The 24,477-nt window shown below is 68.4% G+C and carries 26 protein-coding genes and 1 tRNA gene; 7 read left to right on the forward strand and 20 right to left on the reverse strand.

Going from position 1 to position 24,477, the window contains the following annotated elements:
• Positions 1 to 4: 4 nt before the first annotated feature.
• From glmU to ACYVIO_RS29585, 6 genes are all read right to left on the reverse strand, one after another.
• Positions 5 to 1,507 (reverse strand): bifunctional UDP-N-acetylglucosamine diphosphorylase/glucosamine-1-phosphate N-acetyltransferase GlmU, encoded by a 1,503-nt coding sequence (glmU, locus tag ACYVIO_RS29560; protein ID WP_460654189.1) that lies wholly within the window; start codon positions 1,505 to 1,507, stop codon positions 5 to 7.
• A gap of 86 nt (positions 1,508 to 1,593) precedes the next feature.
• Positions 1,594 to 2,901, reverse strand: a complete 1,308-nt coding sequence (locus ACYVIO_RS29565; RefSeq protein WP_460654190.1) for a hypothetical protein — start codon at positions 2,899 to 2,901, stop codon at positions 1,594 to 1,596.
• A gap of 121 nt (positions 2,902 to 3,022) precedes the next feature.
• The gene (locus tag ACYVIO_RS29570; protein ID WP_460654191.1) at positions 3,023 to 3,700 is read right to left on the reverse strand and encodes a response regulator; all 678 of its coding nucleotides are present in this window, start codon (positions 3,698 to 3,700) and stop codon (positions 3,023 to 3,025) included.
• A gap of 27 nt (positions 3,701 to 3,727) precedes the next feature.
• A complete protein-coding gene (locus ACYVIO_RS29575) occupies positions 3,728 to 4,906 on the reverse strand; it encodes a sensor histidine kinase (RefSeq protein ID WP_460654192.1) in 1,179 nt (392 codons plus the stop codon).
• Positions 4,907 to 5,085: 179 nt separating this feature from the next.
• On the reverse strand, positions 5,086 to 5,727 hold the full coding sequence (locus ACYVIO_RS29580) for a TetR/AcrR family transcriptional regulator (protein WP_460654193.1): 642 nt from the start codon (positions 5,725 to 5,727) through the stop codon (positions 5,086 to 5,088).
• 93 nt (positions 5,728 to 5,820) lie between these two features.
• Positions 5,821 to 6,864, reverse strand: coding sequence for an acyl-CoA desaturase (locus tag ACYVIO_RS29585; RefSeq protein ID WP_460654194.1), 1,044 nt, complete (start codon positions 6,862 to 6,864; stop codon positions 5,821 to 5,823).
• 123 nt (positions 6,865 to 6,987) lie between these two features.
• Here ACYVIO_RS29585 and ACYVIO_RS29590 point away from each other — a divergent pair.
• Positions 6,988 to 7,059 (forward strand) — tRNA-Gln (locus ACYVIO_RS29590).
• Positions 7,060 to 7,388: 329 nt separating this feature from the next.
• On the opposite strand, the gene ACYVIO_RS29595 is transcribed toward ACYVIO_RS29590, so the two are convergent.
• The 10 genes from ACYVIO_RS29595 to ACYVIO_RS29640 all read right to left on the reverse strand — a co-directional run bounded on the left by ACYVIO_RS29595 (position 7,389) and on the right by ACYVIO_RS29640 (position 12,302).
• Entirely contained in the window at positions 7,389 to 7,682 is a 294-nt protein-coding gene (locus ACYVIO_RS29595; protein ID WP_460654195.1) for a hypothetical protein, read from the reverse strand.
• 256 nt (positions 7,683 to 7,938) lie between these two features.
• A complete protein-coding gene (locus ACYVIO_RS29600; RefSeq protein WP_460654196.1) occupies positions 7,939 to 8,304 on the reverse strand; it encodes a VOC family protein in 366 nt (121 codons plus the stop codon).
• A gap of 112 nt (positions 8,305 to 8,416) precedes the next feature.
• Positions 8,417 to 8,848, reverse strand: a complete 432-nt coding sequence (locus tag ACYVIO_RS29605; protein ID WP_460654197.1) for a hypothetical protein — start codon at positions 8,846 to 8,848, stop codon at positions 8,417 to 8,419.
• Positions 8,845 to 9,603, reverse strand: coding sequence for an MBL fold metallo-hydrolase (locus tag ACYVIO_RS29610; protein WP_460654198.1), 759 nt, complete (start codon positions 9,601 to 9,603; stop codon positions 8,845 to 8,847). The genes ACYVIO_RS29605 and ACYVIO_RS29610 overlap by 4 nt, the downstream gene beginning before the upstream one ends.
• A 39-nt stretch (positions 9,604 to 9,642) precedes the next feature.
• Complete coding sequence (locus ACYVIO_RS29615; protein ID WP_460654199.1) at positions 9,643 to 10,011, reverse strand: hypothetical protein; 369 nt, start codon at positions 10,009 to 10,011, stop codon at positions 9,643 to 9,645.
• Between the two features lie 104 nt (positions 10,012 to 10,115).
• Entirely contained in the window at positions 10,116 to 10,565 is a 450-nt protein-coding gene (locus ACYVIO_RS29620) for a DinB family protein (RefSeq protein ID WP_460654200.1), read from the reverse strand.
• Positions 10,566 to 10,647: 82 nt separating this feature from the next.
• Entirely contained in the window at positions 10,648 to 10,971 is a 324-nt protein-coding gene (locus ACYVIO_RS29625) for a nucleoside triphosphate pyrophosphohydrolase family protein (protein ID WP_460654632.1), read from the reverse strand.
• Between the two features lie 15 nt (positions 10,972 to 10,986).
• Positions 10,987 to 11,454, reverse strand: a complete 468-nt coding sequence (locus ACYVIO_RS29630; RefSeq protein WP_460654201.1) for an NUDIX domain-containing protein — start codon at positions 11,452 to 11,454, stop codon at positions 10,987 to 10,989.
• A gap of 69 nt (positions 11,455 to 11,523) precedes the next feature.
• A complete protein-coding gene (locus ACYVIO_RS29635; protein WP_460654202.1) occupies positions 11,524 to 11,871 on the reverse strand; it encodes a VOC family protein in 348 nt (115 codons plus the stop codon).
• A gap of 110 nt (positions 11,872 to 11,981) precedes the next feature.
• Positions 11,982 to 12,302, reverse strand: coding sequence for a hypothetical protein (locus ACYVIO_RS29640; RefSeq protein WP_460654203.1), 321 nt, complete (start codon positions 12,300 to 12,302; stop codon positions 11,982 to 11,984).
• A gap of 47 nt (positions 12,303 to 12,349) precedes the next feature.
• Between ACYVIO_RS29640 and ACYVIO_RS29645 the strand changes: the two genes are divergently transcribed.
• The 4 genes from ACYVIO_RS29645 to ACYVIO_RS29660 all read left to right on the forward strand — a co-directional run bounded on the left by ACYVIO_RS29645 (position 12,350) and on the right by ACYVIO_RS29660 (position 16,651).
• Complete coding sequence (locus ACYVIO_RS29645; RefSeq protein WP_460654204.1) at positions 12,350 to 12,790, forward strand: VOC family protein; 441 nt, start codon at positions 12,350 to 12,352, stop codon at positions 12,788 to 12,790.
• A complete protein-coding gene (locus ACYVIO_RS29650; RefSeq protein WP_460654205.1) occupies positions 12,791 to 13,267 on the forward strand; it encodes a GNAT family N-acetyltransferase in 477 nt (158 codons plus the stop codon). It begins immediately after the preceding gene.
• Between the two features lie 145 nt (positions 13,268 to 13,412).
• Positions 13,413 to 14,192, forward strand: a complete 780-nt coding sequence (locus ACYVIO_RS29655) for an ABC transporter ATP-binding protein (protein ID WP_460654206.1) — start codon at positions 13,413 to 13,415, stop codon at positions 14,190 to 14,192.
• A 2-nt stretch (positions 14,193 to 14,194) separates the two neighbouring features.
• Positions 14,195 to 16,651, forward strand: a complete 2,457-nt coding sequence (locus ACYVIO_RS29660) for an ABC transporter permease (protein ID WP_460654207.1) — start codon at positions 14,195 to 14,197, stop codon at positions 16,649 to 16,651.
• 43 nt (positions 16,652 to 16,694) lie between these two features.
• On the opposite strand, the gene ACYVIO_RS29665 is transcribed toward ACYVIO_RS29660, so the two are convergent.
• A complete protein-coding gene (locus ACYVIO_RS29665) occupies positions 16,695 to 17,042 on the reverse strand; it encodes a VOC family protein (protein WP_460654208.1) in 348 nt (115 codons plus the stop codon).
• The gene (locus tag ACYVIO_RS29670; RefSeq protein WP_460654209.1) at positions 17,043 to 17,843 is read right to left on the reverse strand and encodes a methyltransferase domain-containing protein; all 801 of its coding nucleotides are present in this window, start codon (positions 17,841 to 17,843) and stop codon (positions 17,043 to 17,045) included. It abuts the gene before it with no gap.
• A 94-nt stretch (positions 17,844 to 17,937) separates the two neighbouring features.
• Here ACYVIO_RS29670 and ACYVIO_RS29675 point away from each other — a divergent pair, with 94 nt between their 5' ends.
• Positions 17,938 to 18,435: a MarR family winged helix-turn-helix transcriptional regulator gene (locus tag ACYVIO_RS29675; RefSeq protein ID WP_460654210.1), complete on the forward strand. Its 498-nt coding sequence runs from the start codon at positions 17,938 to 17,940 to the stop codon at positions 18,433 to 18,435.
• Between the two features lie 460 nt (positions 18,436 to 18,895).
• Here ACYVIO_RS29675 and ACYVIO_RS29680 read toward each other — a convergent pair whose 3' ends face one another.
• Entirely contained in the window at positions 18,896 to 20,725 is a 1,830-nt protein-coding gene (locus ACYVIO_RS29680; RefSeq protein ID WP_460654211.1) for an ABC-F family ATP-binding cassette domain-containing protein, read from the reverse strand.
• 106 nt (positions 20,726 to 20,831) lie between these two features.
• The gene (locus ACYVIO_RS29685) at positions 20,832 to 22,781 is read right to left on the reverse strand and encodes a GTP-binding protein (RefSeq protein WP_460654212.1); all 1,950 of its coding nucleotides are present in this window, start codon (positions 22,779 to 22,781) and stop codon (positions 20,832 to 20,834) included.
• Positions 22,782 to 23,040: 259 nt separating this feature from the next.
• Between ACYVIO_RS29685 and ACYVIO_RS29690 the strand changes: the two genes are divergently transcribed.
• Positions 23,041 to 24,363: a hypothetical protein gene (locus ACYVIO_RS29690; RefSeq protein ID WP_460654213.1), complete on the forward strand. Its 1,323-nt coding sequence runs from the start codon at positions 23,041 to 23,043 to the stop codon at positions 24,361 to 24,363.
• The last annotated feature ends 114 nt before the right edge of the window (positions 24,364 to 24,477 follow it).

Raw genomic sequence — 24,477 nt, forward strand, 5'->3', positions numbered from 1 at the left:
CCCGTTACGCCTTGTCGCCGGTGGTGCCCGGCTTCGGCTTCGCCTCGGCGACCGGTTCGTCCGGTGCGTCCGTTGCCGCGTCGGCCAGCGCGTCTTCCGCTGCCTTCGCCGTCTTCGTCCCGGCCCGCTTGCGCGCGACCCAGCCCTTGATGTTGCGCTGCCGCCCGCGCGCGACCGCGATCTCGCCGGCGCCCACCGGCTGGTCGATCGCCGACCCGGCCGCGATGTACGCGCCGTCGGCGATGCTGACCGGCGCCACCAGCACCGAGTTGCTGCCGACGAAGGCGTAGCGCCCGACGGTGGTGTGGTGCTTCTTCACGCCGTCGTAGTTGGCGAAGATCGTGCCGGCGCCGATGTTCGCGCCCTCGCCGATCGTCGCGTCGCCGGCGTACGACAGGTGCGGGACCTTCGCGCCGTCGGCGATCGCCGCGTTCTTGGTCTCGACGAAGGTGCCGATCTTGCCCTTCACGCCGAGCGACGTCCCTGGCCGCAGGTACGCGAACGGGCCGACCGAGGCGCCCGCGCCGATCAGCGCGCTGGACCCGTGCGTCCGGATGATCGAGGCGCCTTCACCGACCTGTACGTCGGTCAGCGTGGTGTCCGGGCCGATCACGGCGCCGGTCGCGACTGTGGTCGCGCCGTGGAGCTGCGTGTTCGGCAGGAGGGTGACGTCCTGGTCCAGCTCGACGGTCTGGTCGACCCACGTCGTACTGGGGTCGACGATCGTGACGCCGGAGCGCATCAGGGTGTCGAGGGTGCGCCGGTTCAGCTCGGCGCGCAGCGTGGCCAGCTGGACACGGTCGTTCACGCCCTCGGTCTGCATCGCGTCCTCGATCACCCACGCACCGACCCGCTTGCCGTCGCCACGCGCGATCGCCAGGACGTCGGTCAGGTACAGCTCACCCTGCGCGTTGTCCGTGGTCAGCTGGCTCAGCCCGTCGCGCAGCGTGGCCGCGTCGAAGGCGTAGATCCCGGCGTTGATCTCGTCGATCTGGCGTTGCTCGGGGGTCGCGTCCTTGTGCTCGACGATGCCCGCGACCGTGCCGTTGGGACCCGGCAGGATCCGGCCGTACCCGGTCGGGTCGGGGACGCGCGCGGTGAGCACCGTCACAGCGTTGCCCTGCTTGTCGTGCTCGCCGATCAGCTCCAGGAGCGTCTCGGCGGCCAGCAGCGGGACGTCGCCGGAGGTGACCACGACGGTCCCGTCGAAGTCGGCCGGTACGGCGGTCAGCCCGGCCCGGACGGCGTCGCCGGTCCCGAGCTGCTGCTCCTGGACGGCGGTCCGGACGTCGGCGTCGACCTCGGCCAGGTGCGCCTCGACCTGCTCACGGCCGGTGCCGACCACGACGACGAGGTGCTCCGGCGCGAGAGCACGCGCGGTGACGACCGCGTGCCCGACGAGGCTGCGCCCGCCGATCTCGTGCAGGACCTTGGGGGTCGCGGATTTCATCCGGGTCCCCTGACCGGCGGCCATCACGATGACCGCCGCAGGACGGTGGGAAGTCACGCGGTCTTCTCCTCGGGTTCCCTACGAGTTCTGGGCGAGTTCGTGCGTGAGCGCCCTGAACCGAGCGCCCGCGCAAGCGTACTTCCTCACTGTGCGAGGGTTCGCAGCGCATCCACAAGCTTCTGCTCGCTGAAGCCGGTGTACTCGAGCATCAGCCGGGCCCGCGCCGGCTCGTTGTACCCCCGGCGGGCGACCTGGAGGTAGAAGTCGGTGACCGCCCGGAGGCCGACCTGCTTGATCAGCTGCTCGACCGCCAGCCAGCTGATGTCGTCACTGTCCGTAGCCTCGTACTCGTCGTCGGCCGGGAGCCGAACCAGGTCGCCGAGGGCTCGCCGGCGGATGTCGTCGCGGGCGGCGGAGACCTGCTTGGCCCGGCCGGTCGCGATCAGTTGCAGGCTCTCGGCGTACTGGGCCAGTCCCTCGGCGAGCCAGCGCGGAGCCTCCTCGCCGAGCCTGACCGGGAGCAGGTGCATCAGCGCGTGGTTCAGCTGGGCCGAGTCGAAACGGGCCTGGGCTTCCGGCCGTACGACGATCCAGCCGCCGACCGGGCGACCGTCCTTGGCCGGACTCGGGATCGGCTGCACTCTGGCCGGCTCGTTGCCCTTGAGAGTCGGGGGCAGGTCCGTCAGTACGCCGGGCTCGCGCATCGCGACGATCATCGGGACGATCTGCAGGTAGCCCTTCCACAGGGCGCGGATCTTGCGGGCCATCGCGACCGTCTCGTCGGCCTGCCGGTCGGCGTACGCCAGTCGTCCCTGGTCGACCACGACCAGCACGTTGCGCCGCTTCACCACGTCGATCGGCCCGTAGTCCCACGGCTGCCGCCCGGACCCGATCGCGCGGTCCAGGTCGTTGTCGTCCACCAGGAACAGCCGGCCGTCGCGGACCGTGTAGGTGTATCCCACGTCGGTCGCCGCCTGAGCCAGCCGGCTTCCCGAGATCTGGTAGCGCATGCTCACGCGGAAGGTCCCGGTCGCCAGGCCGTACCGGCGTACGGCCTCGTAGTTGGTCCAGACCTCGGCCCGGCGGTAGGTCACCGCCATGCCGAGCTTGCGCATGTTCTCGAACACCTGCCGCTGCTCGGTCCGGAGCTCCGGCGCGACGTCCCGCAGGAACAGTTGCACGTCGTTCTGCTTCACCGCGATCCCCCGCCGAGCCAGGATCGCATCCACCGCGGCCCCCAGGCGCGGGTCGACGTCACCGCTCGCACTGGGCCGCACCTGCTGCAGCGTCGCCCCACCCATCGCCTCAGCGGTCAGCGAAATCCCCCGCCCCGCCGAAGGCACGCCCACCCACAGCCCGCCCCCGACCACGACCATCGCCACCACCACCGGCCACACCGCAGGCCCCTCGGCCACGACCCACCGCCGCACCGCCGCCCACAACCCCGGCATCCCAACCCTCTCCCAACCAGCGACCCCGCGCGTCCCCCATGGTCGCCCACCCCAAGGCCAGCCACCAACTTTCACCGAGGGTGATAAGGCTTCGGGCTACTACTCCTCCCCGCCGTACAAGTCAGCCGTGCGCCTTGACCAACCCGGTCTCATACCCGAGCACCACAAGCGCCACCCGGTCCCGCAGGCCCGTCTTCGCCAGGATCCGGCCGATGTGCGTCTTCACCGTCGCCTCCGACAACGTGAACAGCCGCGCGATCTCCGTGTTCGACAACCCCCGCGCGACCTCCACCAGCACCTCACGCTCACGCGCGGTCAACTCAGCAAGGTCCGGCACCTCGCGCTCCTCATCAGGCAGCGCCCCCGCAAAATGCTCCAGCAACCGCCGAGTAGTACTCGGCGACACCACCGCATCCCCCGAGTGCACCTGACGAACAGCCGACAACAGATCCGCCGGCGGCGTGTTCTTCAGCAAGAACCCAGCCGCCCCCGCCTTGATCGCCGCAAACGCGTACTCGTCAAGATCAAAGGTCGTCAGCACGATCACCCTCGGGGCCGAAGGCAACAACTGCACCTGCCGCGTCGCCTCCACGCCATCCAGCCGAGGCATCCGAACATCCATCAGTACGACGTCAGCAGCGGTGACGCGCAACTTCTCCAGCGCCTCACCACCGTCCCCCGCCTGTCCCACCACGCGCATGTCCGGCTGCGAGTCCACCAGCATGGTGAACCCGGCCCGGACCAGCTCCTGATCGTCCACCAGGAAGACCCGGATCACGCCGTCGTCGGTCTCGCTCACGCTGCTGTTCCTCCAGCTAGGAATCGCTTACTGGTCAGGCGGTCCGGCGTACGGGAGCTTCGCGACCACCTCGTACCCGCCGCCCGCCTTGGGTCCGGCGTTCACCGTACCGCCGGAGATCGAGGCGCGTTGCCGCATCCCGACCAGTCCGTGCCCCGGGTCGCTGCTCGGCGCGACCCCGCCGCCGCGGCCGTCGTCGGTGACCACCACGGTCAGCATCTCGCGCCCGAAGTCCAGAGTGACGGACGTCCGCGCCCCCGGCCCGGCGTGTTTCAGCGTGTTGGTCAGGCCTTCCTGCACGATCCGGTACGCCGTGAGGCCGAGCAGCGCCGGCAGGTCCCGTGGCGTCCCCGTCACCTCGTAGTCCACCGTCAGCCCCGCCTCGCGGACGTTCTCGACCAGCTCAGGCAACGACGAGACCCCCGGCTGCGGCCGCGGCTGATTGGGATCGAGTTCGTTCTGCTCGTCCTGTTTGAGCAACCCGAGCATCTTGCGCATCTCGGTCAGCGACGCCCGCCCGGTGTCGCCGATCGTGGCCAGCGCCTTCTTCGCCTGCTCCGGCGAGGCGTCCGCGGCGTACAGGCCTCCGTCGGCCTGGACGATCATGATCGACAACCCGTGCGCGACCACGTCGTGGATCTCGCGGGCGATCCGGGTCCGCTCGTTCGTGACGGCCAGCGTCGCCTCGCGATCGCGATCACGCTCGGCCTGGACGGCGCGTTCTTCCAGTTGGGCGACGTACAGACCTCGCGTACGACGGCGCTCGCCGAAGGCCCAGACCCCGAACACGAGCGCGCCGAGGGCAACCATCATCGTGATCTGCTGGCGCCAGTCGGAGTTGGCCCAGTAGCGAGCCGTCGCCATCAGGACACCGAGGCCACCGATGCCGAGCGCGATCCTGCTGAACCGCACTTCGCCGTACACGGAGATCGTGTACAGCGCGACCAGGAGCCCAACGTTGCCGGGTTGCAGTTCGATCCCGGCCAGCCACTGCAGGACGGCGATCGCCGAGACACCGAAGAAGACCAGCTCGGGATAGCTGCGCCGCCAGATCATCGGCACCAGCAACGCCAGGCTGACCACGCCGGCGAACTGGGCCTGCGCCAGCGACAGAAACCCCAAGAACAGCGTCAGCGCACCTGCCAGCAGCAGGTCGAACGCCTTGGACTGCGGCGAGACCCGCCGAGCCGTGAGAAACCCCGTCATGCCGGCCAGCGTACGGCGGCACCACCGCCAAAACGTCGTGCCACGGGCGGATCTGCGCGTCCTACCTGCGTAGCACCGACGGCCACCACTGACCAACCTCGCCGCCGCTGCGACCTCCACGCTCAGCCAAGCGCCGGAACGCTGCGGGAGCGGAGGTTTGGACAGTGGTGGGCGTCGGCCTACTTGTGCGGCCGGGTCGAAAGCGTCGGCTTGGCTTCCAGCCCTGCCAGGCCGTTCCACGCGAGGTTGACCAGGTGCGCGGCGACGTCCTGCTTCTTCGGGCGGCGCGCGTCGAGCCACCACTGGCCGGTCAGCGCGACCATGCCGACCAGCATCTGCGCGTACATCGGCGCGTTCTTCGGATCGAGCCCGCGCCGCTTGAACTCCTCGGCCAGGATGTGCTCGACCCGCGTCCCGACGTCGCTCAGGATCGAGATGAACGATCCGCTCGACGACCCGACCGGCGAGTCCCGGACCAGGATCCGGAAGCCGTCCGACGAGCTCTCGATGTAGTCCAGCAGCGCCAGCGCCGCCTGCTCCACCAACTCGTGCGCGCGGCCCGCGGTCAGCGACGCGGTGACGGTGTCGAGCAGGCTGCGGACCTCGCGGTCCACCACCACGGCGTACAGGCCTTCCTTGCCGCCGAAGTGTTCGTACACGACCGGCTTCGAGACCTCGGCCCGCGCCGCGATCTCCTCGACCGACGAGCCTTCGTAACCCTTCTGGGCGAACAGCGCGCGGGCGATCACGATGAGTTGTTCGCGACGATCCGCACTCGTCATCCGGACCCGGGTGGATCGTCGCGGCTTGGGTTCCGTCACGTCGAGATCACGTCTGCATCATGCCGTACGCCGGTGCCGCGCGCCGGGAGATTTCCGGCCGCGCACCGGATTGTGACCGCGCCGGAGTCCCCCTCAGGCCGCGACCTTGGTGCGGCGACTGCGCGCCGCCTTGTCGGCAGCCTTCTCGGCCGCCTGCTCCTCCGCGCTCACCCGGCGCGCCTCGAGCCGCTCCGGCACCGGCCAGCGCACGTCGCTGACCCAGCCGCGCTTCTCGAAGAACCAGATGCACCGCGCCGAGGTGTCGAGCTGACCCTTCAGTACGCCGTGCCGCGCGCAGGTCGGGTCGGAGTGGTGCAGGTTGTGCCACGACTCGCCCTGGCTCAGGATCGCCAGCCACCAGACGTTGCCCGACTTGTCCCGGCTCTTGAACGGCCGGTCGCCGATCGTGTGGCAGATCGAGTTGATCGACCAGGTCACGTGGTGCAGCAGCGCGATCCGGACCAGGCTGCCCCAGAAGAACGCGGTCAGCGCGCCCTCGATCGACCACGACCACAGCCCGCCGATGAGAGCCGGCAACAGCAGCGAGACGAGTACGAGGAACGGGAACATCCGCGAAACCTTGACGATGTCCTTGTCCTTCAGCAGATCCGGCGCGTACTGCCGCTGCGGGGTCTGCTCGGTGTCGAACAGCCAGCCGATGTGCGCGTGCACGAATCCCTTGGTCAGCGCGCCGAGAGTGTTGCCGTACTTCCACGGGCTGTGCGGGTCACCGTCGCGGTCGGAGAACTTGTGGTGCTTGCGGTGGTCGGCCACCCAGCGCACCACGGGCCCCTCGATCGCCAGCGAGCCGGCGATGGCCAGGGCGTACTTCATCGGCCGGTTCGGCTTGAACGACTTGTGCGTGAACAGCCGGTGGAACCCGATCGAGATGCCGTGCCCCGCGACCGTGTAGAACACCACCGCGATGACGATGTCACGCCACCCCAGGAAGCCGCCCCACGCGATCGGTACGGCGGCGAGCACCGCCAGGAACGGAATCCCGATGAACAGCGCGAGCGCGACCTGTTCCCAGACCTGCTTCTGCTCACCCCCGAGAGTTCCGGTGTCGACGTCGAGCTCGTCGGCCTGCGCGGCGCCGGTGGGCGCCTCCGGTGCTGCCACGGCGGGTGGAGTCATGTCGTGTTCCCTCAGGTGGAGGACGGCTTACCTACGCAACCGTAACCTACGGAGCCGTAGGTAAGGAACCCCTACGCGTGTCGTGCGCCCCACCCATGGCAAACTGTCCGCACGCACCAGCGGTCCCCCGTGGGGTAATCGGCAGCCCGCGAGACTTTGAATCTCGAAGACCAGGATCGAAACCTGGCGGGGGAGCAAGTCCATGTTGGTCGTGGGAGATCTTTCTCCCACGCGGTGACTACGCCCGCTCCTTCGTCGCGTGCTACGCACCGCTCCCGCCCACCCTGGGTGTGGGTGCGCGTGCTTGCGCCCGCTTCGAGTGCGGCGCTGGCGCGCCTCAGTACGCGCTGGCCCGCTGATGTGCGCGCTTATCGCGCGAGTACCGCGCTACCGCGCGGAGTACGCGCTTATCGCGCGAATGCGCGCTGACGCGCGGGATTCCCGCTCTCTCGCAGATCGCCGTATCGGCCAGCGTGGCCAGGAGGTGTAGTGCCGGGGGTGGACACCCTGAACTCGACGACGGATCAGATGGGATCGAACGCGGATGCGAGCGCGACGGAAAGACAGCGGTAGTGCTGCATGAGTGGGCCAACGAGTGTCGGGTCGGACTCCATCGCGGAGCACAGGCCCTTCGCCGCGTCTTCGATCCGGTCGTCACGGTCGGGGTGCTTCCGCTTGGTCCTGCGGTCGAACGTTCGCCACCGCCGCCAGCCGACATCGAGCACCGTCGCGTGACTGCCTGGTTCAGCCAGTGGGCATCCCTCGCTCCACAATTTCCCGAGCGCTGCCATCGCCGTAGTGCGCGTCGCGTCGTCCACGAGTGGAGCATTACAGGTCCGGCAAGCCTTGTCGCCTGACCGAATTTGCTAACGGATCTGCTAACAAACGGCGTGGATCGGGATGGACGACCAGGCGCAAGGTGAGCCCGGTTCAAGCTCAGAGCGGGGCGGTCGGACGCCTTGTCTGGACCGTGGTGGACGGGTCGGCGGCAACGTTGAATCTCGAAGACCAGGATCGAAACCTGGCGGGGAGCAAGTCCATGTTGGTCGTGGGAGAGCTTTCTCCCACGCGGTCCTACTCCTTCGCGGAACCCGAGAACACCCGGAGGACGTGTCCGTCCGGGTCGGCGAGGCGGAACTCGCCTTCGTCCCCCGTGTAGGGCATCAGGACCTTGGCTCCATTGGCGACGAGTCGGTCGTACAGCGCGGCGGGCTGACTGACGAACAGCGCGAGCCACGTGCCGGGCTGGCCCTGGCCGTTCACGCACAGGTAGATCTCATGCTCGTCCCAGCGGATGATGCCGAAGTCAGCCGGCTCTCCGAACGTGCCGAGGAGCTCGAAGTCGAGGACCTCTGTGTAGAACTCGATGCTGGACTGCAGATCGGAGACGTTCAGGATCGGGTTGATGTGAACAAGAGCCCCGCCCGTCGAACCCGGCATGGTCTGCTCCTCCAGAGTCCGTCCTGCTGAACGTCGAATCGATGTGCACGAGTATGGACGAGGCCAGCTCAAGGCTCGTGAAAGTCAGACGGACCCTGCGCTGACGGGCGGGTCACGTCGGATACGGCGGATCAGCGAGGGCCGGTTTTGGTGGAGCCGGCTGGGCGGCATACAGCCTGAGGATCGCGAGCGCAGCGGGAAGCAGTTCGATCCCGATGAGCGTGAGGTGCGACGAGCCCGGCAGCAGCCCCTCCCCCAGGTACGCCACGCCCGCGCAGCATGCTGCGGCGCCGAGGCTGGTGCCCATTCCGGCCTTCTTGCGTTGGAGCAGGAGAGCGAAGGCGAGGCCCGCGATTGTCAGTACGCCGAGGGCGAGCGCGCTGCTGAAGATCAGGACGTCGCCGTGGGGATCGTCGTCGGGACCGACAGGTACTGACTCGATGAGGATCGGCTGCGCGATCGCCACCGCGGCTGTGATGAGGGTGGTGATCAGGTTCGCCGGCCAGAGCCATCGGGTCATGGACAACCCAAGGCGGACGTTCATCCGGCTGACGGTCCGGCCTGCTTCAGGTTTGCCTGGTGAGGGCCGGCGAGCCAGTCCTGCGCGAGGCGGGCGTCGGACGGATCCTCGCCTCGGCTGAGGGCTTCGACGTACGCGCGGTCGGCGGCCAGGCGGGCTGCTATCTCGGGGCCTTGGGCAACTGATCCGTGGCCGGGGATCACGACGTCGGCGTACCGAGCAGCCTCGGCTAGCCGGTCGAGGGCGGTTTCGTACGCGCTCACCTGACCGGGGCGGCGTGGGTCGAGGAGTGGGATCAGTACGTCGGACAGCATGTCGCCGGCGATCAGGACGCGGCGGTCGGCGAGGAGGATCGCGGCGTGGCCGGGGGCGTGGGCGTCGTGCTCGATGAGCTCGCCGGGGATGGGTCCGCCGTCGGCGGGCAGTGGGGTGAGGAGCGCGACCAGCTCGAGCGGGATGTCCGGTGCGCTCTCCGCCGCCATCGCCTGCGCCCGCTCTCGGGCGTCCGACGCGACCTGGGCGCATCCAGGCGTGGCGTAGCGCGGCACCTCGCCGTACCGGGAATGCCACAGCAGGTGGTCCCAGTGCGGATGTGTGGAGAACCCGGCGACCACCGGGACGCCGAGCTGGTCGATGTCGTCGGCGAGCTCGTTCAGGTCGGCGCCGGAGATGCCGGGATCGACCAGGATCAGCCCAGCGTCCCCGCGGACGACGACGGCGTTGCTCCACACCCACTCGCTCTGACGGACCCAGACGCCGTCGGCCACCTCGTTCAGCATTCGATCACTCTGGCAGGTGTCCGTACGACGGACGACAGGTCAGCTGGATTCAGGCGCCGTGTCCCACTCGAAGTAGTCCGGTTCCGGGTCGACGGGGAACCGGACGGCGTCGATGGTCGTCTTGCCGTCGAGCCAAGCCCTGGAGATTCGGTGGCCGCCGTCCATCAGGCGGCCGTCCGCCGAGAGGATCACCGGGTACCGGAGGTCGGCCTTCTCGATCAGGCCGGCGTGGCGGGCGACCATGCGGCAGGTGACCGGGCCGTCGCCGAACCAGCAGTTCTCGTCGAACTCCCGGATGCTGTCGATCGGCACCGACTCGACCGGCAGACCTTCCGACAGCTTCCACAGTCGTTCGGTCCAGAAGAAGGCGCGACCGCCGGGGACGGGGCGCGAGTGTTTTTCAGGCATCGCACCATCATCGACTCAGCCGCGGTCCGGGCGCTCGTGATTTTGCTGGGCCCGGAGGACGACGCGGGTGGTCGACGTACGGGCACCTTTCGTCGACAGGGAACTCAGTAGCCGGTAGTACCGTCGATCAACTCGCGCATGGCGTCGAGATGGCCGAGGTGCCGGGCCGTCTCTTCAATGAGGTGGACGATGATCCAGCGCAGCGACACAAGGTCGATGCCCTCAGGAGCCCAAGCCTCCAGGTCATCGAACTGGTGGGCGGCAACGATCTCGCGGGACCGCTCACACTGCTGGTCGTACTCGTCCAGCAGACGATCGAGCGACGCATCAGGCGGCTGCGAAAGCTTGAAAGGGTCCTTGGTGCCTACAGCTTGGACACCAAGGAAGCTGGTCTCGAACCACCCCAGTTCGACATGCCTGAGGTGCCCCACCAGGGTTTTCACGGTCATCCGAGGAGAGGCCGGCAGTACGGCGAGTTCGGCCTGCTCTTCGGACAGGCCCGTGCACTTCAGCCTGACCGTCGCGCGCTGACGATCCAACCAGCCAGTGAGCATCTCGCGTTCGTCAGCCGTAGCAGGCGGAAACTGCCGGGTCACGCGACCAATACTAGGGGCCTGCGTGTTCTCACAAAGTCAGCTAGCGATTGTCGCCGCTGCCGCCTAGCACTGCTCGCTGCTGGCGGTCTGCGAGCTTGGTGATGTTGAGTTGGGCGACGTCGTCCAGTGGGATGTCGAAGTAGTCCGCGATCACCGCGACGTACCAGAGGGTGTCGCCGAGTTCCTTCGTCAGGTCCTCGACGTCCCACTGGGAGAAATCGCTGCCTTTGTCCCGCACGATCTTCTTCGCCTTCTCGGCGATCTCACCGGTCTCACCCACCAGCCCGAGCAGCAGGTGAAACACCTCGTTCAGCTTGTCCTTGGGCGCAGCAGTCCGCAGCGCGGCCTGCTGGTACTCGTTCATCTCCACGGCGCCACCCTAGGCCGGTGACGACAGCAGCTCGGTCAGTGGCGGTCTGACGTCGGCGGGGTACAGGCCCAGCTGGTCGAACTCGGCGGGCTCGGCCCAGATGAGTTCGAAGCTGTCGTCTGGCTGGTGGGCCTCGGCTTCCGGGCCGGACAGGAGTGGTGTGCCGGTGACGTCGGTCATCAGGAAGTACGACGCGGGGCGGCCGTTGTGCTTGCCGGTCCACAGCAAGCGGTCGATGCGGGCGGTCAGCGTGGTTTCCTCGGTCAGCTCCCGGAGCGCCGTTGTCTCGGCGGTCTCGCCGTCCTCGACGTGACCGCCGGGCAGTACGGCGTACTGGTGCCCGGGGCACTCGGGACCGTCCCAGCTGGCGGCCTCGCACATGACGCACGCGCGACCTGGTTTGTGCCGCAGGTAGCGCTTGATCAGCAACGCTCGATGACCGTCAACGACGACTGCCGCTGCCCTTGGAATCACCATGCGGAGAAGGCTGCCAGAGGCCTCCGACAGTTTGTCAGGGCGGCGCGACCGCCGAGGCCCCGAAGCAGCTCAGCCGTTGCGGACGAAGCCGAGTTCGTTGCCGTCGGGGTCGGCGATGGTGAACTTGCGGGTGCCGTACGCCGTGTCGAAGAGCGGCTCGATCACCACGGCCGTGTCCTTGAGCTCGGCCCACAACGCGTCCGGGTCGTCGACGGTCAAGTTGAAGCGGGCGCCGCGACCTTCTGCCTCCATGAGCGCGAAGGTTGCGCCGGAGGTGGTGACGAAGTGGGCGTAGTTCGGGGCCTCGGGCGGCCAGTACGACGCGACCTCGAAGCCGAGCACCGCCGTGTACCACTCGACGGCCGCCGCGAGGTCGGCCACGTTCGCGCGGGCGTGCTCGAGTCTTGTCCCAACCATCTCCACAGCCTGTCAGAGGCCTCCGACAAAACGGCAGATCGTGCCGGACTGCGGTGATGCCCCGAGCCCGGCAGTGCGTCGTACGAGATCTCCCGCTGGGCAGAGGACAACTAGCGGCGGTGGGTGAGCGCCGTCAAGAGAACTGCCAGCGCGACTCCCCCGGCGACGAACGACCGCGGCTTGCGCAGGACCGCGCGGTCTCCCTCGCTGCTCAGGACCGACCAGCGCGAGCGGGCCGAGAGCGCCGAGCCGACGGAGAGCACCGACCCCGCGGAGAACGCGGACAGCGTCGAGCCGACCGAGCCGATCGACAGCGCGGAGCCGACGGAGCCGATGCTGAGCACCGAGCCTGCCGAGCCGATCGACAGCACCGAGTCGCGGCTCGCGATCGACAGGAACGAGTTGTCCGACCACAGCGAGAGGGCCTTCACCCCGCGAGTGTGGCACAGGCGGCGGGGTGGAACCTAGGCTCGGGCGCATGACGGTGAAGCGGATGGACAACGTCGGAATCGTGTTGCGCGACCTCAAGGCCGGGATCGCGTTCTACCGCGAGCTCGGGCTGGAGCTCGACGGCGAGATGACGATCGACGAGGACTGGGCGGCGCGGATCGTCGGGCTGCCCGGGCAGGTGGTCGACGTCGCGATGATGCGTACGCCGGACGGCAGCAACCGGCTCGAGCTGATGAGCTACCAGCGGCCGGACATGCTGTCTCCCAGCCCCGAGAACCCACCGATGAACACGCTCGGCACCCACCGCCTGATGTTCGCCGTCGACGACCTCGAGGACACCGTCGAGCGCCTCCGCCCGCACGGCGCCGAGCTCGTCGGCGAGATCGTCAACTACAACGACGCCTACCTCATGTGCTACCTCCGAGGCCCTGAAGGCATCATCACCGCCCTGGCCCAGGAGCTCAGCTGAGTGACCGACGTCGTCCTCACCCTCCACGCCCGGGACCTCACGATCGAGGATCTGCCGTACTGCTCGTTCGCGGGTACGCCGCATCATCTGACCGACGTACGGCGCCAACTGCTGCGAGCAGCAAAGAATGAGGTCGACTACCTCGCGGTCTGCACCAAGGCCGACCTCCCGGTCGCGATCGGTGGGGTCGACTACGCCCCCATCCCTGAGGCCGGCACGATCTGGCAGCTCGCCGTCGATCCCGCGCTGCAGGGCGTCGGGATCGGCACCTACCTGATCGGCGCGGCCGAGGAGCGGATCCGCCAGAGGGGACTCGCGACGGCCGAGCTGGCGGTCGAGGTCGACAACCCGCGCGCACGTGCCCTGTACGAGCGGCTCGGCTACTCGGCGTACGGGCAGCAGACGGAGTCCTGGGCGCTGGCGGACGGGACGCTCAACTCGGCCCTCTGCGACCTCCTGCGCAAGCCGCTGGGCTGACGAAAAGACTGTTGTGGAAGGCAATCACTACGACCCTGGTCGTACGTCGATTGCATGCCGTGGTCCGACGAGAACCCGGCCGGGGATCACTAACTTCTGGAGGGTGGCGGGAACACCCCCGCCGTCAAGCCCCCGGAGGACACCGATGACCATCCAGACCGGCGAGCTCCCGCTCGGCCGTTTGCCGCAGGACGCCGCTGCCAAGACGGCGATCCGCGCCCACGAGCTGCGGAAGATCTACGGCCACGGCGACACCGCGGTGGCGGCGCTCGACGGGGTCTCCGTCGACTTCGGCGTCGGGCGGTTCACCGCGATCATGGGTCCGTCGGGCTCCGGCAAGTCGACGCTGATGCACTGCCTCGCGGGCCTCGACACCCCGACGTCCGGGCAGGTCCTGCTCGGCGAGACCGAGCTGACCACGCTGCCGGACGCCGAGCTGACCCGGATCCGCCGGGACCGGATCGGGTTCGTGTTCCAGTCGTTCAACCTGCTCCCGATGCTCTCGGCCAAGGACAACATCCTGCTGCCGCTCGAGCTCGGCAACCGCAAGCCCGACCAGCAGTGGCTCGGCACGCTGGTCGACGTACTCGGCCTGCAGGACCGCCTCACGCACCGCCCGTCGGAGCTGTCCGGCGGTCAGCAGCAGCGCGTCGCCGTCGCCCGTGCCCTGGTCGGCCGCCCGGAGGTCGTCTTCGCCGACGAGCCGACCGGAAACCTGGACTCCCGCTCCGGCGCCGAGGTCCTCGGCTTCCTGCGCCGAAGCGTCCGCGAGTTCGGCCAGACCGTCGTGATGGTCACCCACGACCCGCTCGCGGCGTCGTACGCCGACCGCGTGGTCCTGCTCGCCGACGGCAAGCTCGCGGGCGAACTGCTCGAGCCGACGCCGGAGTCCGTGCTCGGCGCCCTGCGGCAGCTGGGGGCCTGACCGTGCGACGCTCCATCCTCTCCTCGCTGCGCGCCCACCTGGGCCGCCTGGTCGCCGCCTGCCTGGCGATCGTGCTGGGCGTCGGGTTCGGCACCCTGGCCCTGAGCGTGCACGCCTCGGCGTCGCACGGGATCGACGAGACCATCGGCAAGGCGAACGCCGGCGCCGACACGGTCGTCGAGAGCGACCAGCGCTCGATCGAGGCCAAGGACGTGGCCGCGATCCAGAAGCTGCCGCAGGCCGCGTCGGTCATCGTCGACACCGGCGCGTACCTGCAGGTCCAGTGGGCCGGCCAGGTCCGCCCGACGTACCTCAGCGTCAAGGCGCTGTACGACACCTCGAAGATCGCCGGCCCCAAGGCCAGCCAGGGCCGGCTGCCCGACAGCACCCTCGAGATCGCACTACCGGCCCGGACGGCCGAGAAGAACAAGGTCGCCGTCGGCAGCAAGCTCGAACTCAGCTCGTACGACGAGAAGCACTGGACCGTGACCGTCGTCGGCATCCTCGACGACTCGACCAGCTTCGGCACCGGGTCCGCGGTGGCGACCGCGCAGTCGGTGAAGATCTTCGAGCCGCAGGGCTACGTGAACCAGATCAAGGTCAACGCGCAGTCCGGTACTGACCAGGAAGCCCTGGCCGCGGCGGTCTCCAAGGTCGTCCCCGGCCTGCAGGTCTACACCGGCGCCGCCTGGATCGACCACGAGGTGAAGAGCTTCACCAACGGCATCGACGTGCTCGGCGGGGTGTTCGGCATGTTCGCCGTGATCGCCCTGTTCGTCGCCTGCCTGGTGATCGCGAACACCTTCACGATCGTGATCGCCCAGCGGACCCGCGAGATGGCACTGCTGCGTTGCGTCGGCGCGTCCCGCCGGCAGGTGTTCTCCTCGGTTCTCGCCGAGGCGTCGGTGGTCGGCCTGGTCGCCTCCGCGATCGGCGTGGTCGTCGGGGTCGCGCTGTCCGCACTCGGCCTGGCGCTGTCGCGGGAGTTCGACCTGGAACTGCCGCCGATCAGCCTGCACCTCGACCTGGTGTCGATCTTCGCGCCGCTGCTGCTCGGTACCGTCGCGACCGTCCTGGCCGCGATCGTCCCGGCCCGCCGGGCCACGAAGGTCGCGCCGCTGGCCGCCCTGCGTCCGGCCGACGCGCCGGCCGCGGCGTCGAAGCGTGGCGTCGTACGGATCATCTTCGGCTTCCTGCTCCTGGCCGGTGGCGGATTGTTGCTGGCGGCAAGCGCTGCCACGGCGCAGGTCATCATCGGCGTCGCCGGTGGCGTGATCTCCTTCGTCGGCGTCCTGGCGCTCGGTTCGCTCCTGGTTCCGGCACTGGTCCGGCTGCTCGGTGCGCTCCCGGCCCGCAAGGGCGGCGTACCGGCCCGGATCGCGGTCGCGAACGCGGTCCGCAACCCACGCCGTACGGCGGCAACGACGTCCGCGCTGCTGATCGGCGTCACCCTGATCAGCCTGACCTGCGTCGGGATCGCGTCGGTGCGCAAGACGTTCGACGTGACGATGGACGGCGAGTACCCGGTCGACCTGACCGTCCGGACGTACGAGGAGAAGCTGCCGGCCAGCGCCGAGCAGCAGCTGCGCGACATCAAGGGCATCACGCAGGTCGTCCCGATCCGGACCGTCGACGTGAAGACCGGCGAGCAGACGCTGACCATCACCGGTATCGACCAGGCGCGGGCCGGCTCAGTCATCCACAACCCGCAGCTGGTCGGCCAGTTGCAGCCGGGGGTCGCACTGCTCGACCGGCAGACGATGAGCATGCTCGAGCTCACCGAAGGCGCGGACATCACGCTCGTTGCCTCCGGCCACAAGGTCACGCTCAAGGCGCAGCAGGCGGCCGGTTTGGACCCGATCACGATCACCCAGGCCGACCTGCAGAAGCTCGCGCCGACTGCGGCGGTCTCCGGGTTCTGGCTCGCTTCGGACCCGAAGGCGGACGGTCCCGAGGTCATCGACGCGGTGCAGCAGTCGCTGCCGACGATCAAGGTCCTGAGCGTCGAGGGCGGTCTGGCCGAGCGCAGCAGCTACACGCAGATCTTCGACGTACTGCTGATCGTTGCCGTCGGCCTGCTCGGGGTGTCGGTGCTCATCGCACTGGTTGGCGTGGGCAACACACTCAGCCTGTCGGTGCTGGAACGCACCCGGGAGAACGCGTTGCTCAGGGCAATGGGTCTGACCCGGCGCCAGCTGCGCGGGATGCTCGCCGTCGAATCGTTGCTAATGGCACTGGTCGCGGCCGGCCTGGGGATCTTCCTCGGCCTGGTCTACGGCTGGACCGGTACGGCGGCGCTGATGAGCTCGCAGACCGACGGCAAGGTCCAGTACGCCGTACCGGTGACGTTGCTGGTGACGATCGCGCTGGTCGCGACGATCGCCGGATTGCTCGCCTCGGTCCTGCCCGCGCGGCGCGCGGCGAAGGTCGCTCCGGCGGGAGCGCTCGCGACCGAGTGAACACGTGGCGGCCGGCGTTCAGCAGCGAGCGCCGGCCGCCGCTTCAGACAATCTCGACCCGATTCCCGTGGCCGTCGCTGGTGTGAAACCGCCGACGGCCCGGGATCGTCTCGTTGTCCCAGGTCACCGGATAGCCGAGGCCCTCGAGCTTCGCCGCCAACGCGTCCAGGTCGTCGACCGCGAACGCTGGGTGCGCCTTCCGGGCCGGGCGGAAGTCCTGCTCGACGCCGACGTGGATCTCGGCCGACCCTTCCTTGAACCAGCACCCACCCCTTGCCGCGAGCAACGGTGGCTTGGCGATCTCGGTCAGACCGAGCGCGTCGCGGTAGAACGCGCGGGCGACGTCCTCGCCGCCGGGCGGGCAGGAGACCTGTACATGGTCGAGGCGCATTCAGCTCTCCTTCTGGGCGACGGCGAAGATGCGGCGGAACGGGAGGAGCGTGCCGTAGTCGCGGGGCGGGTAGGCCTCGGCCAGGCGGGCGCCGTACTCGGTCTCGAACTCCTTGCGGAGGTTGTCCGGAAGTGATTGGAGGACCGGTCGCGCGCCGGTTCCCTTGACCCACTCAAGGACGGCGTTGTCGCCGGGGAGAAGGTGGTTGTACGTCGTCTCCCACGCGTCGACTGTGCACCCGAGCGCACTGAGTGCTTCGACGTACTCGGCCGGACCGGGGACGTCGGGGCGCAGGGACTTGTTGGCGGCGTACTCGGCGTACGGCGGTCTCGCGGCCAGTTCGCGCAGGATCGCGTGGGACGGCGCGTCGCCGTTGCCGGGGATCTGGATCGCGATCCAGCCGCCGGGCTTGAGCGCGCGGACGAACCCCGGCAGGAGGTCGAGCTGCTCGGGGATCCACTGCAGGGTCGCGTTGGTGACGATCACGTCGACGGACTCGGCGGGCGCGGACCAGTCGAGCAGGTCACCGACCTCGAAGGTGAGCCGGGCACCGATGACTGGGTCTTCGCGGAGCTTCTCGGCCTCGGCGATCATCTCCGCCGAGCTGTCGACGCCGTGAACTGTTGCCGAGGGCCACCGGTCGAGCAGGCTGATGGTGAGGTTGCCGGGGCCGCACCCGAGGTCGAGGACGACGGCTGGTTTGTCCGCACCAACCCGTCCGACCAGGTCGGCGAAGGGGCGGCCGCGCTCCCCGGCGTACTTGCCGTACTGCTGGGGGTTCCACACCGGTGAGGTGCGCATCCTGCCTCCTTCGATTCATGATCTCTTGACGTCGAGATACTTTACGCGCACGAGTTGTCTTGATGTCAAGAGTCTTGACGGATACTCTCGAACCATGAAAGACGAGGTCGACCGGCTGATCGAGGCCTGGCGCCGGGAACGGCCCGATCTCGACGTCGCGCCGATGGAGGTGCTGTCCCGGGTCACCCGCCTGGCGCGGCACCTGGACCGCGCGCGCAGTCACGCGTTCGCGACCCACGGGCTGGAGTCCTGGGAGTTCGACGTACTGGCCGCGCTGCGCCGCGCCGGTTCGCCGTACCAACTCTCCCCCGGCCGACTGCTCAAGGAAACCCTTGTCACGTCAGGCACGATGACGAATCGCGTCGACCGGCTGGCCGCACGCGGTCTGGTCGAACGCCTCCCCGACCCCGCGGACCGCCGCGGCGTCCTGGTCCAGCTCACGACAGCCGGCCGCGACGCCGTCGACGCCGCGCTCGCCGACCTGCTCGCCCACGAGCGCGCCCTGCTGGCCGCAGTCACCGACAAGGACCAGGCCAAACTCGCCCGCCTCCTGCGCGAACTGGTCGGCCCGTTCGACCAGGAAACACACTGACCGCACGCTCCCGGAAACCGCGCCGAATTGTGCCGGAATAATCCGAAAAGACAGCGCGTCACTTAATACCCGTACCGATCGTTGCTAGTTGCAACCGGATCGTGAAGGTGCTGTAGCAGACGACTGTCGACACTGAGTCACCATGCGCACTAAGGTCCTCACTGTCGGTACGTTTTCGGCTACGCATCGTTGCGAACAAGGTGTCTTTCGGCGGCAAGAGGTGGTTCGCCGAAAGAGGTCGATGGTGTCCGGGGCTCGGGGCCCGGACAACGTTGACCACAACGGGACCCGCTCTCCCAGTGATCGCGGCGTACCTCCCAATCACAGGGGATGGGAGATACGCCGCGATTCGCACGCGCACCACAATTTGATCATGTATACATTATTAGAACGTTAAACCGCCGATCGTTGCTCTTAGCCCGCATCGCGGAGGCAACGGAGCAGTGCGTGGGAAGAAGGTCTAGCTCTCCGCGCGTTCGGCGGCTTCCAGCCAGGCGAGTTCGAGCTCTTCGCGTTCGTCCTTGAGTTTGCGGAGGTCGGTGTCGAGCTCGGCGAGGCGGCCGTAGTCGCTGGCGTGGGTGGCGAGCTGGTCGTGGAGCTTCTTCTCCGTGTCGGCGAGTTTGGAGAGTTGGCGTTCGATGCGGTTGAGGTCCTTCTTCGCCGCGCGGGCGGCGGCTGCGTCGACCGGGGCGGTGACGGGGGCAGCAGCTGCGGTCGGCGTACTGGCTTCTGCCGGTGCGGTCGGGGAAGGAGCAGTGGGGGCTACGCGACGACCGGGGCCGCCGGACTCGAGTTCGTCGAGGTACTGCTCGACGCCGCGGGGCAAGTGACGCACCTTGCCGTCGCCCATGATCGTGTAGACCATGTCGCTGACGCGCTCGAGGAAGTACCGGTCGTGGGTGACGACCACGACGACGCCCGGCCAGCTGTCGAGGAAGTCCTCCAGGACCGTGAGGGTCTCGACGTCCAGGTCGTTGGTCGGTTCGTCGAGGATCAGCACGTTCGGCTCGTCGAGCAGGATGCGCAGGAGCTGAAGCCGGCGTCGCTCCCCACCGGAGAGGTCGTTGATCCGCGTGGTCAGCTTGTCGCCGGTGAAGCCGAAGCGCTCCAGCAGCTGCGACGACGTCATCTCACCGCTGTGACCGGCGAGCGCCGCCGTACGGCGGATGTCCGTGATGTGCTTGAGCACGGTCGACTGCCCGTCGACCTCGTCCAGCGTCTGCGAGAGGTTCGCGATCCGGACCGTCTTGCCCTGCTTCACCAGACCGGCGTCCGGCGCGAGCTGCCCGGTGAGCACCTTCAGGAACGTCGTCTTGCCCGCGCCGTTCGGCCCGAGCAGCCCGATCCGATCCGCCGGCCCGAGCCGGAACGTCACGTGGTCGAGCATCACCCGATCGCCGAACGCCAGGCTCACGTTCTCCGCGTCGAAAACGTCCTTGCCCAGCCGCGACGTCGCCAGCAGCGACAGCGCGAGCTTGTCGCGCGGCGCCGGCTCGTCCTCGATCAGCGCGTTCGCCGCGTCGATCCGGAACTTCGGCTTCGAGGTCCGCGCCGGTGCGCCGCGACGCAACCAGGCCAGCTCCTTCTTCAGCAGGTTCTGCCGCTTGCCTTCCATCACCTGCTCGGCGCGAGACCGCTCGGCCTTGGCCAGCACGTACGCCGCGTAGCCACCCTCGTACGACGAAACGCGGCCGTTCTGCACCTCCCACGTCTCCGTGCAGACCGCGTCGAGGAACCACCGGTCGTGGGTGACCACGATCAGCGCGCCCGCCCGGTCCACCACGTGCGCGGCGAGCCAGTTGACCGCCTCGATGTCCAGGTGGTTGGTCGGCTCGTCCAGGACCAGCAGGTCGACGTCGGTCAGCAGCAGCCGCGCCAGCGAGGTCCGGCGACGCTCGCCACCGCTCAGTGTGCCGATCAGCGCCTCGTGGTCGATCTCGCCGAGCAGGTGCTCCATCACGGAACGCGCCCGCGGATCGGCCGCCCAGGTGTAGGTCTCGACGTCGCCGAGCACGGCCTTGCTGACCGTGAGCGTGGGGTCGAGGTCGTCGCTCTGGCCGAGGTACCCCAGCCGGAGGTCGCGGTTCTGGGTGACGCGGCCGTCGTCGGGCTCCTGCTCGCGGGCGAGGAGCTGCAGCAGCGTCGACTTGCCGTCCCCGTTCCGCCCGACCACGCCGACCCGGTCACCACGGCCGACGCCGAGGCTCACCTTGTCGAGCAGGATGCGGGTTCCGAAGCCTTTGGAGACGCCTTCGAGATTGACCAAATTCGGTGCAGGGGTAGCAGCCATAACCGGACCAGCCTACGGGATCCCGCACAACGCCCCCGCCGCCGCGTACGGGGTGGGCACCGTCGCCCGGTCCCCCGCTTGTAGCGAGGAACCGGGCGGCGTACGGCTACTGCTGGTTCAGGTGGAGGAGGTACTCCTTCAGGTTGAGGGGGTTGCCGTCTGTTCGGGGGCGGGTGGGTGGGGTGCCTGGGATTGGGCGGAAGGAGTCGAAGGTGCTGAGGAGGATGCCTTCGCCGTGGGTGAGGCCGGGGAGTTGGGACTCGAAGGGGTGGACTCGGCCGGCTGGGATGAGGCCGGTGAGTTGGGCGTGGGTGGCGTCGATCTGGCTGGTTTCGACGGTTGCGTGGGACTCGGCCAGGCGGCCGAGGATTGGGGACACGGCATCCGGTGGGAGGTCGAGCTCGAAGTGGTTCACCGGTTCGAGGACCGTGGTGCCGGCCTCGTGGAGAGCTTCCATCAGTACGACGGGGACCAGGCGGCGGAAGTCCGAGGCGGTCGACGTCACGGAGGAGTAGCCGGTGTGGGTCAGGTCGATCCGTACGTCGTCCACCTCCCAACCGTGGAGGCCCTGCAGCAGGGTCTGTTGGACGGTCTCCTCGATGGCGGTGTGGTACGCCCGGGGAAGTCCGCCGAGCTCGACGCCCAGGCGGTAGTCGATCCCGGTCCCTGGCGAGACACGGAAGCCGACGGTGCCGATCCACGGGTTGTCGGGCGCGCTCATCTCCCGTACGGCGGAACCGACGCCGATCGGGCGTTCCTTGTGGATCGGGCGGGTCTGGTCGAACGTCACCTCCAGCCCGTACTCCTCCGCGAGCAGGCTGGCGATCACCTCCTTCTGCACCTCGCCGTACAGGCTGACCGAGATCTCCTCGTCCTTCCGGACACGGATCAAGGGGTCCTGCTCGGCGAGCTGCTGGAGGGCCTGGAAGAGCTTGATGCGGTCGCCTGCCCGGACGACGGTCTCCAGAGTCGGCGGAGCGAACAGCTGTCCGCCCCGCCCACTAGGTGAGCCGAGCTGGTCGCCGATCCGGATCTCCTTCAATCCACGGAGAGCAACAATCCGCCCGGCTTCGACAGCATCAACCCGCTCGGTCTCCCCCTGGGTGAACAGAAGAAGGGAAGAGGGTTTGGAGGAGTAGGTCGCCCCCGAGAGCGAGCCGCCTCCGGCGGCCGCCGCAGGCGCTTGGCCGCCGCGGTGGACCGTGATCTGCTCGCGGGCCCGCAGGGTCCCCGCGAACACCCGTGCCGAGGCGATCTTCTCCCCCGCTGGACCTCGCTCGACCTTGAAAACCGAGGCCTGCAACGGATCCACAGCCGATCCAGTTGCGCGAGGCAACAGTGTGACGATGCCTTCGATCAACGAAGGTACGCCGTCTCCGGTGATTGCCGAGCCGAAGTAGACAGGGTGAGCAACAGCAGACCGCACCTGCTCGGCCAGCTCCACCAGCTGATCCTCAGCAGTCAGCTCATCGGCCAGATACCGCGCCAAATACTTGTCGTTGCGTTCGGCAAGCAGTTCGTCGACACCAGGAGAGCCCGGCGGAAACGGCTGGAAAGCAGCCGCCCGACTGCCCAGATCAGCAACCACCCCCAGAGGAACAACAGCAGGCGTCAGCAACCGCCGGATATCCGCCAGCAGCGAGTCGTACCGAGCCCCCATCCGGTCGATCTTGTTCACGAACAGCAGCGTCGGGATCCGCAGTCGCTGCAACGTTCGCATCAGCAATCGCGTCTGCACCTGGACGCCCTCGACAGCGGACAGCACCAGAACGGCGCCATCGAGCACGGACAGCGCCCGTTCGACCTCGGCGATGAAGTCGGAGTGTCCAGGAGTGTCGATCAGGTTGACCGTCACCCCGGCAAGCTCGAACGACACGACCGCGGAGCGGATGGTGATGCCGCGGCGGCGTTCGAGGTCCATCGTGTCGGTGCGGGTGCTGCCCGCGTCGACGCTGCCGACGTGGTCGATCACGCCGGCGGTGTGCAGGAGCCGTTCGGTCAGGCTGGTCTTGCCGGCGTCAACATGCGCCAGGATTCCCATCGTGAGTGTGTTCAAAGGTCCTCATGCGAGTCTCGATCCGTTGGGTGGAGACGGGGCGGATCGAAAGTCGGCGCATCAGGAGGCTCCTTCGCAGGGCAAGACAAACGTTTGACGAGCGTAACGCCGGGACAACGTCGGCCGCAGGTGGTTTTCCGACCCCTTTCAAAGTGCCTGTCGCGACAAGTACCCTGCCGCCCACACGGCCGCCCAGGTCTTGTTTGAAACACTTCGCGGAACAAGGGTTCTCGGGCGTCGTGGACACAAGGAGTTCCCGATGTCTCTGACGGACGACTACCTCCGAGCGGCCACCGATCGTGGCCCCAAGGCCAGCGCCGTTCTCGCCGCTGCCGCCCCCGAGCTCGACGCCACCACCTACCTGGGCCGGTGCCTGAGCCGGCCCACCTTCCTGGAAGCGGCGCCGTACCGGCAACTGGTCGCGGACCTCGACCTGCTGCACTCGGCCCTGACCAGGCTGCCCGAGCGCGTCTTCGGCGGCGATCTCGCCGAGTTCGCACGGACGGTCGGCATGGCCGAGACCCAGATCCAGGCGATCACCCGCGGCCGCGGTCCGGCGCCGAGCCGGATGGGCCGCGCGGACCTGTACCGCGACGCCGACGGTTTCCACCTGCTCGAGATCAACATGGGCAGCACCGTCGGTGGCGTCGACAACCCGGTCCTGAACGCGGCGATGCTGGAGCATCCGTTCATCGCCGAGTTCGTCGCCGCCAACGACCTCTCGTACGCCGAGACGATGACCGAGGTCGTCCGCACGATCGTCACCGAGGCGAAGGTCCCGACCGGCGTCCGCCCGGTGATGGCGATCGCCGACTTCCCCGACAGCTACCCCGACCTGGAACGCCAGCTGCACAAGAGCGCGGAGATGCTCGCGCCGCTGGGCATCGACGCGATCCCCTGCCCTGTCGACGCGCTGGAGTACCGTGACGACCGGATCTGGCTGGGCGACCGCGCGATCGACGTGGTGTTCCGGCTGTTCATGATCGAGGACGTGCTGAAGCCCGGCGCGGTCGAGCTGCTCGAGCCCGTACTGCAGGCCGCCGAGCGCGGGCACGTCTCGATCTTCACCCCGCTCGACGCCGAGCTGTACGGCAGCAAGGGCGCGCTCGCGCTGCTGTCCGACGAGGCCTACCGCGACCGGTACCCCGCCGACGAGCTGGCCGCGCTGGACCGGATCCTGCCGTGGACCCGGATGGTCCGCAGCGGCCCGGTCACGGTCGACGGCTCGTCCATCGACCTCGAGGAGTACGCGCTCACGAACCGCGAGGAACTCGTCCTCAAGCCGACCGCGCTGCACGGCGGCGACGGCGTACTGCTCGGCTGGCAGACCGACGAGGAGACCTGGGCGACCAAGATTCGCGAGGCGATGGACAACCCGTGGGTGCTGCAGCGCAGGATCCGGCCGGTCCCGGAGGTGTTCCCGACCGACGACGGCAGCGAGGAGTGGCTGCTGACCTGGGGAGCCTTCCTGGTCGCCGACGGCCTCGGCGGATTCCTGATCCGCGGCTCGCAGGAACTGGACGGCGGCGTTGTCAACATGGCCACCGGCGCCACCGCGACCTGCTGCTTCCACCAGCACTGAGGCTCAAACAAACGACCGTTTCAGAATTGGACCCCGGAAACCCTTGTTTTCAAGGGTTTTCCGTCTCGCCGTGGGCGCGAGCACGGGAGTAACGTCGCGGACTGCGACCGGCCC

The sequence above is a fragment of the Kribbella endophytica genome (assembly GCF_054781295.1).

Excerpts from the sequence above, each read along its gene's own strand:
- ACYVIO_RS29620 (WP_460654200.1), bottom strand. The coding sequence starts at position 10,565 with ATGCTCACTGGCTGGTTGGATCGTCAGCGCGCGACGGTCAGGCTGAAG.
- ACYVIO_RS29630 (WP_460654201.1), bottom strand. The coding sequence starts at position 11,454 with ATGGTGATTCCAAGGGCAGCGGCAGTCGTCGTTGACGGTCATCGAGCG.
- ACYVIO_RS29585 (WP_460654194.1), bottom strand. The coding sequence starts at position 6,864 with ATGACTCCACCCGCCGTGGCAGCACCGGAGGCGCCCACCGGCGCCGCG.
- ACYVIO_RS29690 (WP_460654213.1), top strand. The coding sequence starts at position 23,041 with ATGTCTCTGACGGACGACTACCTCCGAGCGGCCACCGATCGTGGCCCC.
- ACYVIO_RS29615 (WP_460654199.1), bottom strand. The coding sequence starts at position 10,011 with ATGCCTGAAAAACACTCGCGCCCCGTCCCCGGCGGTCGCGCCTTCTTC.
- ACYVIO_RS29610 (WP_460654198.1), bottom strand. The coding sequence starts at position 9,603 with ATGCTGAACGAGGTGGCCGACGGCGTCTGGGTCCGTCAGAGCGAGTGG.
- ACYVIO_RS29680 (WP_460654211.1), bottom strand. The coding sequence starts at position 20,725 with ATGGCTGCTACCCCTGCACCGAATTTGGTCAATCTCGAAGGCGTCTCC.
- ACYVIO_RS29670 (WP_460654209.1), bottom strand. The coding sequence starts at position 17,843 with ATGCGCACCTCACCGGTGTGGAACCCCCAGCAGTACGGCAAGTACGCC.
- ACYVIO_RS29655 (WP_460654206.1), top strand. The coding sequence starts at position 13,413 with ATGACCATCCAGACCGGCGAGCTCCCGCTCGGCCGTTTGCCGCAGGAC.
- ACYVIO_RS29565 (WP_460654190.1), bottom strand. The coding sequence starts at position 2,901 with ATGCCGGGGTTGTGGGCGGCGGTGCGGCGGTGGGTCGTGGCCGAGGGG.
- ACYVIO_RS29605 (WP_460654197.1), bottom strand. The coding sequence starts at position 8,848 with ATGAACGTCCGCCTTGGGTTGTCCATGACCCGATGGCTCTGGCCGGCG.
- ACYVIO_RS29635 (WP_460654202.1), bottom strand. The coding sequence starts at position 11,871 with ATGGTTGGGACAAGACTCGAGCACGCCCGCGCGAACGTGGCCGACCTC.
- ACYVIO_RS29675 (WP_460654210.1), top strand. The coding sequence starts at position 17,938 with ATGAAAGACGAGGTCGACCGGCTGATCGAGGCCTGGCGCCGGGAACGG.
- ACYVIO_RS29665 (WP_460654208.1), bottom strand. The coding sequence starts at position 17,042 with ATGCGCCTCGACCATGTACAGGTCTCCTGCCCGCCCGGCGGCGAGGAC.
- ACYVIO_RS29645 (WP_460654204.1), top strand. The coding sequence starts at position 12,350 with ATGACGGTGAAGCGGATGGACAACGTCGGAATCGTGTTGCGCGACCTC.
- ACYVIO_RS29625 (WP_460654632.1), bottom strand. The coding sequence starts at position 10,971 with ATGAACGAGTACCAGCAGGCCGCGCTGCGGACTGCTGCGCCCAAGGAC.
- ACYVIO_RS29600 (WP_460654196.1), bottom strand. The coding sequence starts at position 8,304 with ATGCCGGGTTCGACGGGCGGGGCTCTTGTTCACATCAACCCGATCCTG.
- ACYVIO_RS29575 (WP_460654192.1), bottom strand. The coding sequence starts at position 4,906 with ATGACGGGGTTTCTCACGGCTCGGCGGGTCTCGCCGCAGTCCAAGGCG.